Source organism: Peribacillus sp. NPDC096379 (assembly GCF_044762875.1).
In the GTDB taxonomy this organism is placed as follows: Bacteria; Bacillota; Bacilli; order Bacillales; family DSM-1321; genus Peribacillus.
Genome location: NZ_JBIWFD010000001.1, coordinates 1,743,046 through 1,755,408, shown reverse-complemented (window position 1 = coordinate 1,755,408; position 12,363 = coordinate 1,743,046). Strand labels below are relative to the sequence as shown.

Below are 12,363 nucleotides of genomic sequence, written 5' to 3'. Positions count from 1 at the left end.
AGCTTGCGTCTTCGGATTTAGAATGTATATTCGTTTGTTGTTTATGGGATTATCAACAAAACGTAAAATTTTGTTGATAATCCCAAAATCTTTTTTCATTAAGTCATTTGAATTTTCCAATTTGAATGCGGTACTCTTTAAGTTTATTGTATAAAGTAGTACGGGAGATACCAAGGTGTTGGGCAGTTTTCGAAATATTGCCTTTATGATTCATTAACATTCGAATGTAAAACTTCCTTTCGTTTTCATCGCTCACATGTTTAATCTCCTTAATGCTACTCACAGCATTAAGAGAATCAGCGACTGTACTCTGATCGTCTGATCCCAATGTATTAGGATAGGAATTAATAGATTGAGGAAGATGATCTGCCATAATGGTAGAAGATCTTTCTGCCAAATAAAATGCTCTTTCAATGACATTTCTTAGTTCTCGAATATTTCCGGGCCAGTTGCATCTTTTCAATAGGTTAGCCGCGTCCTCTGATAATTCTTTTCTTGTATTACCCACTTCAGAACTAAGTTCTGTCAAATAATAATTACTTAACTCGAGAACATCTTCGCTTCTTTCGCGAAGCGGGACGGGACCAGTTCGATAGTAAAAACATTCAAGCGATAGTACAAGTCACTCCTAAAAGAGCCATTATAGGCTATTTCCTGAAACAGATTTTTGTTTGTTGCAGCAATAATGCGCACATCTACCGGGATAGGCTTATGACCACCGATACGCACAACTTCCTTCTCTTGTAATACCCTCAATAATGTTGTCTGAAGCTCGATGGGCATATCTCCTATTTCATCAAGAAAAAGTGTACCTCCGTTTGCAATTTCGAATTTCCCCGGGCTCCCTCCTTTTTTGGCTCCTGTAAAGGCCCCATCTACATACCCGAACAATTCAGCATTAATCAGCTCCTTGGAAATGGAAGCGCAGTTTAATGCTACAAATGGTTTATCCTTCCGTTTGCTTTCATTGTGAATGGCGCGTGCGAATAACTCTTTCCCTGTTCCGCTTTCTCCCAGTAGAAGAACGTTGGCCATCATTTTTGAAGCGAAACGGGCAAGCTCAATCGTTTTTAAAAACGATTCACTTGTGCCGATTAAATCAGTAGTTGTTAAGCTACCCCTATTTCTCGAAGAAAAATGGCGAATATGATTGGGACGGGCATTAAAACTTATGAAGTACATGTAATTTTTATAACTGATTTTAATCTCATAGCTTTCGTCGGCATCATCTCGCCTTAAAATACGAACACCGTTTTTAGGTTTTTCTTCTCTTGCTGAAGTAAGTTCCTTCAGTACGGAGTTGACTAACTCACGTTTACGTTCGAATAATTTAATAGCCATTTGGTTTTGAAACCGAATCTTACCTTCTTTTATGATAAACAAACTCTCTGGAATTTGGTCAGTTATTTCATTAAGAGTATTGAGCATTACAGTCTTTTCTTCTTCACTATCTGCCATATTGGCGCATAGATAGACGATGCTTCCTATACTTGTGAGTATGAGTTCAGTGGATTCTGGGGCGTCATCAGGAATATACACTTTTAAAACGCACCTATAACCATTATTTTCCCCAATAATAGGAAATTCCTCGACGGAATATGGGTCATTAAAATTACTGTCTCTTTCTTTAGTCACTTCATAGGTAGCTGAACACATCTTGAGTTTGAGACCGATTCCAGCCTTATCCAAAGGTTTCCTCCTATATCCAGAATCCCATTCTTGATGAGGAGAGGGAATTGTAGGGGGGTCATGGTTAAATAGATCTAGCAGCACATCGTCTTCATCAAATATTGCAATCGTGAAAGGTACCCACGCTAGAGCGATTTTCAGTCGAGAAAGAAGGGGGAAATGCTGTTTAATATTAACTTTTAAACGATGGTCAGTATCAGTGACATGACTGTAATTCTTCGTTTTGTCAGATAATGCATGTTCCCAAAAAGGAATGGGTGCGATCAGATTTTCCGACTCCCACACAATAGTGAATCGACCGTATTCATTGACTCTGCCGATTCGTGAATTTAGCCATAAGTGCTGATTTAAACTATCAACCATGATTTTCCCTTGCGGAGCTTCAAAAGATAGTCCAGATAAAGCATTGCGGATGGAATCAGTAGAAATTTTATTGATTTTTTTCAAGGCTTCTGCCAGTAAGAAGACACTATTGTAGGAACTTTCCATTACTGAACTGACTGTGTCTGTACCATAAACTCGTCGGAATTCTGTAAGGAATTTCTTGTTAAATTTATTATCGATAGAACTGAAATAGGAGAAACAGGAATAATGTACAGCGGTCGCATGGGATTGGATAGCTTCAATTTCTGTTTCTGCCGTAACGTTGCTAGCAATCACCTGATGCAGTCCTTGCTTCTCATGTTGCTGATAATAGCTGATAGTACTGTCGCCGACTAATGTTGAGAAGATGATATCTGGATTCGTTCTACGAATTTCACTGATTTGATTATCAAAAATTCGATTCCCTAATGGAGCATATTGTTCTCCGTATATAGATCCTCCGTGGGATTGAACCAAAAGGCGAATATATCGATTTATCTCCCGAGGAAAAATATAATCGGATCCGAGAAGATAAAAGGAATTCCCAACATTTTGGATTAGCCAAGGAATAAAATCGCGTAACTGTTGGTTTGGCGACGAATTGGAGTAAAAGATATTGGGATGTTGCTCTCCACCTTCATTTATAGTCGGATAGAATAAAAGAATATTATACTTTTCCAAAATCGGAATTAGCTTCTTCCTACAGGCAGCGGTGTAGCATCCGATAATTGCCGTTACTTTGTCAGAAATGATGAGTTTTTTTGCTTTCTGATAGGCGACATCAGGATCCGAAGCAGCATCTTCGGCAATCGGAACAAGTGTTTTCCCATTGATTCCGCCGCTCTCGTTAATATGCTGAATGGCTAATAAGCTGGCTTGATACTGTCCTCTCTCGGTAACACTTGTAGTACCTGTTAATGAAAATAGGATACCAACTTTCAGTTCCTGTTCTATCATTCGCATTCGGCTCCTTTCCAAACAGCAGTAAAAAAGTATAAAATTTTGTTCAGTGCAAGATTTTTAAAACTTCGCCATTACAATACAAATTAAAAAAGTGTTCAATACTTGTCCAATACAAAATCTGAACACTTTAACAATTACTAAACAATAATGCGATGAAACAAATATAAATGTTTATTTATATACAATTTCTAATGAAAGAAATGTAATTCTTATTAATAAGAGTAAGAAAAGTTGTCTTATCAGGGTTAAATCAATAAATAACGTAATGACCTCAGCCTGCATATTCCAACTATTAGTATGGGTTTTTAAAAATGATATTACATATTGCTCACAAACTATCTTTACGGCGAACATACAGAATCTGTGAAAGGCTTATATTCCATCAAAACACAATATGAGCATAGTCACGTCTCTCTAACATCAATATGTAGTGGATAAGTAGTTATTTTCATAATAAGAATGTAATGTTATTCATAATAAAAATAAAAATTTCTTGACTTATTTTCCATCTTGGCACGATTGTTGCATATTAGAAAGTAAGGGCGATGGATAAAGGACATGACTTATTTTTAGATTTTTAAAAAGGAGTCGTTCAAAATCCAAACAAAATAGACTGTTTATTCAGAAAAGTCCGACCTATATCAAGTATGGCAGGAAAATAAAAAATTACAAGGGGGGGAGGATTCATTTATTTTGTGAATCTCATTTTGAAAAAGGAGGATTTACTTTGAATGAACAAGCAAAGAAAGTTTATTTAGAAAAAGATAAATATATACTTGAAAACAACATTAAGCCCCTTATTACGAAGGAGCTAATTGAGGAACATAGGAAAAATCCAGTTGGCAGACATAGCGGGGCATTGAGCCAGGTGATGAACTATTTCAGAAGAAATCATGAAGAAATCGAAGGAAAGGACTTAATTGTCTGTACAGAGCCCCATAAAACCTGGTGTTTAGGAACACATCCCGGAAAGCGCGGAGTCCCCTATACCGTATTTTCAGATGAGTGCTTTGATACTCGGGAAAAAGCAGAACATGCATTATTCCTCAAAAGACTTGAAAAACATGGTGTGTTAATTAAATAAACAACTATTAAGGAGTGATATGTAATGGCTATTAACGGTTATACGAATCAATTAAGTGTTCAACCTGGCGAAAAAATTAAATTTATGGTAAGTAGTGATCATACGAAATATAAGATGGATATGGTACACATTATCCATGGAGATTCAGATCCAGAGGGACCTGGCTTAAAAATCAATAAAATAAAGGCGAACGTGGATAAAGAGTACGATGGTCAAAAACAAGACATTTATATGGGTTCCTACATCAAATTCGAAGACCAATCACATTTTGAAAACATTCGTAGCTTTTCATTACAAGCCATGATCTTTCCGACAACGCCTGAATTAGGCGTACAGGGAATCCTAACCAAATGGTCTCCTGATCAAAATTCAGGATATGGATTATTTATAGATGAAAAAGGCTGTCTAGCATTATGGATAGGAGACAAAGAGGGAAATGTTGAAAAAGTAAGTACGAATCAGCCATTAGTTTCGCAATGTTGGTATTTTGTAGGTGGGTCATTTGATGCAGAGAATGGAAGAGTGACCATCTTCCAAGATGCAAATATAAGCAAAACAAATGGACGATTTTCACTTCCTTATGGGGTTGATACCATGAATGCACGAAATGAAAAAGTAACTGCCATTAAACCTTATACGTTCACAGACGCTCCGTTTTTGATCGCCAGTCTTTTTGATCAAAAGTCAACCGGGAAGCACAAAGTTATTTGGCGTTATAATGGAAAGATTGATCGTCCGCGTATGGCCAATGTGGCATTAACTAAAGAAGAAATGGCTTCATGGATTGACAACCCTACCGGTGACGAAGTAGTGTCCGCGTGGGATTTCGCTGCAGGAATTACGGGCAAAGGGTTTAAGGAACTGGAAAAAGTTTATGATGCGTCCCGAAATCAACTACACGGTGAAACAGTTAATCATCCCACACGTGCTGTCACAGGATATAACTGGACATCAGAGGAACAAAATTTCACTCATGCTCCGGAACAATATGCAGCCATTCATTTCCATGATGATGATATGACAGATGCAAAATGGGAGGTAGATTTTGAATGGAAAGTACCTGATGATTTGAAAAGTGGCGTGTACGCGGCTCATGTTTATGCCGGAGATGATGAAGATTACATTACTTTCTTTGTCAGACCTAAAAAAGGGCAGCCGACTTCGAAAACGGTTCTTATCTTGCCTACCGCCAGTTACTTAGCTTATGCAAATAATAGATTTCAAGACATTCCGCTTGCTCAGTTAATGTTTGGTCGGGCTCCAGTCGTACAGCAAGAAGATATGTATCTTGGTGAACACGCTGAATACGGATTGTCGACCTATGATCATCACAATGACGGAACCGGGGTCTGCTTCTCATCGAGTTTACGTCCTATTTTAAATATGAGACCGAAATATCGTCATAATTTATCCCCATCCTTATGGCAATTCAATGCGGATCTACATTTAATTGATTGGTTGACTGAAAAAGGATTTGATTTTGATGTGATTACAGACCAGGATCTTCATTTTGAAGGAGCCGAGCTTCTAAATCACTATACGGTGGCTATCACAGGATCCCATCCAGAATATTTCTCAGGACCTATGTTAGACGCGGTTGAGGACTTCCAAAGTAACGGCGGTCGTTTTATGTATATGGGTTCGAATGGGTTTTACTGGGTTGTTACCTTTGATCCCGAAAATCCAAGCCTGATGGAAGTCAGAAAAAATTACGGAAATCAAGGCTGGAAATCAAAACCTGGTGAAATTCATTTAAGTATCACAGGAGAGCAAGGGAGTATTTGGAAGCACAGAGGGAGAGCCCCTCAAAAAATATGTGGAGTCGGCTATATGGCTGAAGGTTTTGAAGTTTCCTCTTACTACCGCCGCACAGAAGACAGCTATAGCTCAAAGTTAGATTGGATTTTTGAAGGCATTGAAAAGGATGAAATACTGGGAGACTTTGGTCTAGTGGGCGGAGGAGCCGCTGGATTGGAATTAGATATTTTCGATGAAGAGCTGGGTACTCCTTCACATGCGGTTATTCTTGCTTCATCAGAAAATCACACAAATGTTTATGTGCCAGTAGCTGAAGAATTGTACTTTAATATTACCGGTCTGGGCGGTGAAGAAAATCCAAAAGTGAGAGCGGATATGGTTTATTACCCTACCCCTAACGGCGGTGCTGTATTTTCTACCGGTTCTATTGCTTATTGTGGTAGTTTATCTCACAACGATTACGATAACAATATATCTCGCCTTACGGAAAATGTATTAAAGCGGTTCTTGTCAGAGGAACCATTGCCTGTAGGTAAAGAAGAAAAAATACTAACTAAAATTAACAATTAAATAGTACAGACGTAATCAAAGCAGCCAAGTTTTTATTCAGAAATTTTTGGCTGCTTTTCTTTGCATCTTTTAACATCTCACACCCTAATTAGAATGGAAAGGGAGGGTATAATATGGTCATAGTTTGTCAAAAGCATGGTAAAGAAGGGCTAAAGCGTCTTCAAACTCCTCATGTGGAAAAGTACAAAGAATGTAAGGGTACCTGCCAATTTTGTAGCCAAAAAGCAGAGATAAAAATGTTTGATCCGATCCTTTTTCAAGCTAATTCCAAACCAGGTTCCAATAAGTGATGTCTATATTTTTATTATAGTTAATATCTGAGGACAATAATTGTATTATATTAAGCGTGTCGATAGGAAGGATTCATGATTATGTACTCTCCAGAAAAAACATATCGCATGGTAGTTAAAACTGGCTATAAAAAGGTAAAGAAAACACTATCAGAAAAATTGATTTTAGGTTTTATGGGAGGATTGTTTATTTCTTTAGGATATTTGCTCGATATTCGAGTAATTGCTGGTTTGTCAGATCAATGGGGAACCTTCTCCAATTTTATTGGTGGTGCAGTCTTTCCGGTAGGTCTTATATGTATTTTACTAGTTGGCGGTGAACTTATCACTAGCAATATGCTGGTTATTCCAGTCGCTTTATTTGAGAAGAGGGTGAATTTCCTTCAACTAATGAACAATTGGTTCTGTATTACACTTTCCAATTTAGCGGGAGCCTTGTTTGTGGCATATTTCTTTGGACATGTTGTCGGGTTAACCGATACAGAACCCTTTTTATCAAAGACCATCCATATAGCTGAAGTGAAAGTAGGGGATTCTTTTTGGGTAGCTTTTATATCCGGCATAGGCTGTAATATTTTTGTTTGCGTAGCAGTTTGGTTATGTTTTTCTGCAAAAAGCTTTTCGGGGAAAGTTTTAGGGATATGGTTACCGATTATGAGTTTTGTTTCCATTGGATTCCAACACGTTGTTGCTAATATGTTTATTATTCCGGCTGCAATTTTCGCTGGTTATTTAACTTGGATGGATTTTCTTATGAATTTCATTTCTGTATTTCTTGGGAATGTTGTTGGTGGAATCATTTTTATAGGGTTAGCTTATAATTCTGTTCAAAAGGGGACAAATAACAAAGCAGAGAAAAAATGCACTAAGACCATATCCAGATGATAATCTTACACAACTGTGGTATAGCGGGAAGCTGAATCATTCAGAAGGATGTATTTGATATATAATTTTAGGCAGAAAAAAACTACTGATGTGCATACAGTAGTTTTTTTGCATATAGAATAGATATTAAAGTGGTGATGTTTATTGGATACTAATCGTTTTGTTTTTTAATCTACAGCTTTCGAATTTGAATTGCTCCCCAAATTCCATAAGCTAAATATAATCGTGATTAAGCCGAGAATTACGCTTGACCAAACTATTTCATTCAATTATTAATGAATAAACAAAAGGGAAAATTACAAACCAGACACCAGTAATTACTGAAATCCAGTTTTCCCATGAATTCCAACCATAGTTATCAAAACCCCACGATGTTACGATAACCTGAATGATACCGAAAATTACACTTGACCACAAAGCTCCTGAGTGACCTGAAAACTAACAGCTCAAGGTGCGATACTCTGATTCTTGATTTCATATTAATATAACTTGGGAGTACTGAGAAGATAGAATCTCAGTACTCCCTTTTTGTTTAGGATACCAGTGGACATCTTGGATATAGAAAAGTAAATGACTAGAGATCAAAAATAACTAAGATAGTGTTGTAATTTCAGAAAACTTGCTAAAATCCTATTATAGACTCTAATGGATAGGAAAGAAATAAGTTTCATCTGAGTATTACCAGTTGTAAGAATTCCTTTCAAATTATATTAGATTAGGGAGTGAAGTTATAAAATGAGTTATCTAATGGGAATAGATTTGGGGACATCCAGTGTAAAAACGGTCATAATCGATATCGATGGAAATATGAAAAGCTCTGCTCAAGCATACTATGAAATTTCTATACCAAATAAAGGATATGCGGAACAAGATCCAAAAAGATGGTGGAGGTCAACTGTACAGACGATAAAGGAGGCTTTGAACAATGCCCATATTCAATCGCAGGAGTTAAAGGGAATAGGCTTCTCTGGGCAAATGCACGGTATGGTACTTATCGATAAACAGTTACAAGTAATTCGCCCAGCTATTATATGGTCAGATCAAAGAACGCAGCGAGAAGTAGACTCGATTTACGAGTTGTTAGGGAAAAATAATGTAGGGGAAATTACTTTAAACCCACTATCTACTGGATTCCAAACACCTTCCTTACTATGGATTAAGCAAAACGAACCTGAGACGTATGAAAAAATTTATAAAGTGCTGTTGCCAAAAGACTATATTCGACTAATGATGACTGGGGAAATTGGAACAGATGTGACTGATGCATCTGCAACGCTGGCGTTTAATACAAAGAATTTGGTTTGGTCGGACGAACTAATTTCAGCAATAGGGTTGAATCTTGATTTCTATCCAAATGTGAACAATCCATATGATATTGCTGGTGAAGTAACAGAAGAAACCGCCAAAGAAACAGGATTATACAAAGGAACACCAGTCGTTTATGGGGGAGGTGATCAACCGATGCAATCAGTCGGAAACGGTATTGTAGAAGCAGGTCAAGTTTCTTTAACAATTGGTACCGGTGGGCAAGTTTTTTCAGTGATCGCAGAACCTAAATATGATAAACAGATGAGAACCCATACCTTCTGTAATGCCGTCCCTGGGACCTGGAACATTATGGGGGCAAGTTTGGCTGCTGGTTTATCTTTAAGCTGGTTAAATGAAAAAATACTATCGAATATGCCTTATCAGGAAATAAATGAGTTAGCGAAAAGCGTCAATCCGGGAAGTGAAGGGTTGTTATTCTTGCCATATTTGACAGGTGAACGTACTCCACATATGGATTCTTCTGCGCGTGGAACATTTTTAGGGCTAGTACTAAATCATTCTCAAGCACATCTTATCCGTGCAGTGATGGAAGGAGTAGTATTTGCTCTAAGAGATTCGGTTGAAATTATCAAAAGTCTCGATACAAAAATGGATACCTTCATTGCATCTGGTGGTGGGGCACGTAGTGATGTTTGGATGCAAATACAAGCTAATATTTTAAATCAAGAAATTTACAAAGTAAGTCAAGAAGAACAAGCCTGTGTAGGTGCAGCAATCATTGCAGGAGTTGGTGTTCAAGCTTATCCATCTATTCAAGAAGCGTGCCAAGCGATTATCCAATTTAGTGATGAACCAGTTGTCCCACATCCAGAAGATGTTCGTATGTACAACGACATGTATCAATACTATAAATTGGCTTACCAACAGAATAAAGAGCTATTTCATCGCCTTTCGGATTTTTCTTAAACATTTTTTTGGGAATCTGCGACTTGTTTTGTTTCAAATTAGGGAAAGATTAACCAACTTCGAAGCTGGTTAATATGTTCTATAATAGAAATTATCAAAAATAGGGGAGAGCATAATTGAATATCAACAAAAAGGCTCTTGATTTTTTTGAGAAAAATGAATATGAAGAAGCTTTAAGCTTTTTTCAAAAGGCAGTAAAAGAATCGAGAAATATACAATCTCTAAATAATCTTGCATACAATCTCTAAATAATCTTGCCTGGATGTACAGCTATGAAGAAGAGGATGATGAAAAGGCCCTTGAATTAATCAAAGAAGTCATTCATATGAATCCGCGCTCTTATTTTCCTTATAACTTATTAGGGGAGATTTATAGTAAACAAAAAAAGTGGCAACTTGCTTCAGACGCATTCCTGAAGTCCATATCGATTCAGCCATCTAATGAAACTTATCATAATTTAGCTATAGCAAGATATCATCTTAGGGACGTGAAGGAAGCTTCAGACTATTTCCTACGAATTGCTGGTAATTCTGATTCAGCCATGTACAGTCATGTCAAATGTTTAATCGAGCTTGGAAAGAAAACAGAAGCGAGAGAGAAACCGAGATTGCCGACTTGTATGTTGAGTTGGATTGTTTCAAAGAAGCGATGTATTAGTTTGAAAAAGGGTGGAAAGATTACTGGAAAGACCCTTATTGGATTAGTCGATTTATTTATTCCCTCTTCCACACAAGAAATATCACCCGCATTTATGAAGTCGTAAATGAAGCCATTAAACAAAAAGACGAAGAAATTAAAGATGCTCATGAAGAAGAATGTGAAGAAAATTGGACAAAAAACGATAAAGAAGCACACATTACACAATTACTTGAAGAGAAAAACAAATACGAAAATATGGTTGAACTCATTTCATCTGGACATATCCCTTTGATCGAATTTGAAACTTCAATAACTGGGGCTTGCTATTTGTTTGGATGTAAGCGACATAACCATCCAGAATACCAAGAATAAACAAAAGAGCAAGACAACTATAGTAAGTATTTTAGCACATTCTAAAAATTTGCGACCCTACAATATTGCAATGAATCAGAGCCTCTTTTACATAAAGAAAACCTCTTTAGATATGCTAAAGGGCAAGAGGGCTGTTTATGTGTTTAATTTGACAGAAGAGAAAGAAATAACAGAGTATTTTAAGAGAATTGGGTAATTTTTATTAGTAAATTTACTGAATAAGACCAGTGTTTCTATAGGTATATACATAAGAGGAGAGAAGGTCAGAAGCAAGTCTCTCCTCATCAATAACATTTTATATCAGTTAAATATTAGCGGTTATATCCACCAAGTTGTTGTTCAGCCATTTGTACTAAACGTTTTGTAATTTCTCCACCTACAGATCCATTGGCGCGTGAGGTTGTTTCAGCTCCTAATGTAACTCCGAATTCTTGCGCAATTTCATATTTCATTTGATCTAATGCTTGTTGTACTCCTGGAACAACTAAATTATTACTGTTGTTACTTGTCATGATGTACATCTCCTTAGAATTTTAGAATATGGTGTTGCAAGAATAGTTTGTGTTAGTAGGAGAGTTTTATACAAAAAAAAGAATGAAATTAATCATTCTGTTTTGGTCCATTTATATAGATCTTCCATCGTGCAGCCGATTTCTTTTGAGATCGTCATTGCTGTATTAATATTCATCACTGTCTTGTTGTTAAAGTCTGATAACTTCTCAATAGAGATACCTGTATTTTCAGAAAGTGTTTTAAAATCTATATCACTTTTGTTTAAAAGGGCCGTAAGATTGCTTTTTCTTGCTTTATAAATAGCCAATAATAACACCTCGCTTTAATCAAGTTTAACAGAGTGAAGGTAGAAAAGATAGGAAACCAAGTATTTTAGAAGGTATGAAGATGATATTACTTAATAAACAGGAGTGAATGTTTGTTTAATGAATTGTAGTTAACTTTGAACAGATTCATATCAAACAGGAAAAGAAAACTTGCTTGTTTCATTTAACGTATATTCGTAATAAAAATTGAATATCGTTTTTTTAAAAGGAAAGGAGCGGACAAAATTCGTTCTTTTTTTATTTCGTCTTGTCAGCCAGCATCTAAGAATATTCTTTTTGAGCAAGATAATATTACATATTTTACAATTAACCTTGATAGAATAAGTAAATTGCACTTAAGCAACAAATATAATAGAAATCGTAGTATGTATTATTTAAGTATAGTTTGGTGGTTATTCTGGGTACTTGTTATTGGCGTCATGTCATTAAACAAGAAAGTTTTGAAGATCAGGAAGTCTCTGATCTATTAAATGAAAGATTTATTTCAATCAAAGTGGATCGTGAGGAGCGGCCGGATATTGGTGCGGTGCATATGGCTGATTTGTCAGGTGATAGCAGGACATGGTGGTTTGGCCGCTGTATGTATTTTTGACGCTTGTTTGACTTCACAAATGAGTATGAAGGAAGTTGTGATTTTAACAGGAGATAAAGAAGCAGCTTTTCTAAAAAACTACAA

General features: G+C 36.5%; 10 protein-coding genes and 2 pseudogenes. 7 read left to right on the top strand and 5 right to left on the bottom strand.

Going from position 1 to position 12,363, the window contains the following annotated elements:
• Positions 1-103: 103 nt before the first annotated feature.
• Complete coding sequence (locus ACIQZI_RS08310) at positions 104-529, bottom strand: AAA-type ATPase lid domain-containing protein (RefSeq protein WP_403071522.1); 426 nt, start codon at positions 527-529, stop codon at positions 104-106.
• Between the two features lie 11 nt (positions 530-540).
• Positions 541-3,009, bottom strand: coding sequence for a transporter substrate-binding protein (locus ACIQZI_RS08305; protein WP_403071519.1), 2,469 nt, complete (start codon positions 3,007-3,009; stop codon positions 541-543).
• 733 nt (positions 3,010-3,742) lie between these two features.
• Here ACIQZI_RS08305 and ACIQZI_RS08300 point away from each other — a divergent pair.
• The 4 genes from ACIQZI_RS08300 to ACIQZI_RS08285 all read left to right on the top strand — a co-directional run bounded on the left by ACIQZI_RS08300 (position 3,743) and on the right by ACIQZI_RS08285 (position 7,602).
• Positions 3,743-4,099, top strand: a complete 357-nt coding sequence (locus ACIQZI_RS08300; RefSeq protein WP_403071516.1) for a N,N-dimethylformamidase alpha subunit family protein — start codon at positions 3,743-3,745, stop codon at positions 4,097-4,099.
• 24 nt (positions 4,100-4,123) lie between these two features.
• Positions 4,124-6,427 carry a N,N-dimethylformamidase beta subunit family domain-containing protein gene (locus ACIQZI_RS08295; protein ID WP_403071513.1) on the top strand — a complete coding sequence of 768 codons (2,304 nt, stop codon included), beginning with the start codon at positions 4,124-4,126 and terminating at the stop codon, positions 6,425-6,427.
• Between the two features lie 113 nt (positions 6,428-6,540).
• Positions 6,541-6,717, top strand: coding sequence for a hypothetical protein (locus tag ACIQZI_RS08290; RefSeq protein WP_403071510.1), 177 nt, complete (start codon positions 6,541-6,543; stop codon positions 6,715-6,717).
• 75 nt (positions 6,718-6,792) lie between these two features.
• A complete protein-coding gene (locus tag ACIQZI_RS08285) occupies positions 6,793-7,602 on the top strand; it encodes a formate/nitrite transporter family protein (protein WP_403071507.1) in 810 nt (269 codons plus the stop codon).
• A 261-nt stretch (positions 7,603-7,863) separates the two neighbouring features.
• Here the strand turns inward: ACIQZI_RS08285 and ACIQZI_RS24285 are convergent, their stop codons facing one another.
• On the bottom strand, positions 7,864-8,019 hold the full coding sequence (locus tag ACIQZI_RS24285) for a hypothetical protein (RefSeq protein WP_483878414.1): 156 nt from the start codon (positions 8,017-8,019) through the stop codon (positions 7,864-7,866).
• Between the two features lie 318 nt (positions 8,020-8,337).
• Here ACIQZI_RS24285 and xylB point away from each other — a divergent pair, with 318 nt between their 5' ends.
• On the top strand, positions 8,338-9,837 hold the full coding sequence (xylB, locus tag ACIQZI_RS08280) for a xylulokinase (protein WP_403071504.1): 1,500 nt from the start codon (positions 8,338-8,340) through the stop codon (positions 9,835-9,837).
• A gap of 116 nt (positions 9,838-9,953) precedes the next feature.
• A pseudogene (locus tag ACIQZI_RS08275) lies at positions 9,954-10,848 on the top strand (tetratricopeptide repeat protein).
• 311 nt (positions 10,849-11,159) lie between these two features.
• Here the strand turns inward: ACIQZI_RS08275 and ACIQZI_RS08270 are convergent.
• Complete coding sequence (locus ACIQZI_RS08270; protein WP_062180592.1) at positions 11,160-11,360, bottom strand: alpha/beta-type small acid-soluble spore protein; 201 nt, start codon at positions 11,358-11,360, stop codon at positions 11,160-11,162.
• A gap of 92 nt (positions 11,361-11,452) precedes the next feature.
• Positions 11,453-11,668, bottom strand: a complete 216-nt coding sequence (locus ACIQZI_RS08265) for a helix-turn-helix domain-containing protein (RefSeq protein ID WP_062179633.1) — start codon at positions 11,666-11,668, stop codon at positions 11,453-11,455.
• 404 nt (positions 11,669-12,072) lie between these two features.
• On the opposite strand from ACIQZI_RS08265, the pseudogene ACIQZI_RS08260 reads away from it, so the two are divergent.
• Positions 12,073-12,281: pseudogene (locus tag ACIQZI_RS08260) on the top strand (DUF255 domain-containing protein); the annotation flags it as partial.
• Positions 12,282-12,363 lie beyond the last annotated feature (82 nt).

Excerpts from the sequence above, each read along its gene's own strand:
- ACIQZI_RS08285 (WP_403071507.1), top strand. The coding sequence starts at position 6,793 with ATGATTATGTACTCTCCAGAAAAAACATATCGCATGGTAGTTAAAACT.
- ACIQZI_RS08290 (WP_403071510.1), top strand. The coding sequence starts at position 6,541 with ATGGTCATAGTTTGTCAAAAGCATGGTAAAGAAGGGCTAAAGCGTCTT.
- ACIQZI_RS08270 (WP_062180592.1), bottom strand. The coding sequence starts at position 11,360 with ATGACAAGTAACAACAGTAATAATTTAGTTGTTCCAGGAGTACAACAA.
- ACIQZI_RS08295 (WP_403071513.1), top strand. The coding sequence starts at position 4,124 with ATGGCTATTAACGGTTATACGAATCAATTAAGTGTTCAACCTGGCGAA.
- ACIQZI_RS08305 (WP_403071519.1), bottom strand. The coding sequence starts at position 3,009 with ATGATAGAACAGGAACTGAAAGTTGGTATCCTATTTTCATTAACAGGT.
- xylB (WP_403071504.1), top strand. The coding sequence starts at position 8,338 with ATGAGTTATCTAATGGGAATAGATTTGGGGACATCCAGTGTAAAAACG.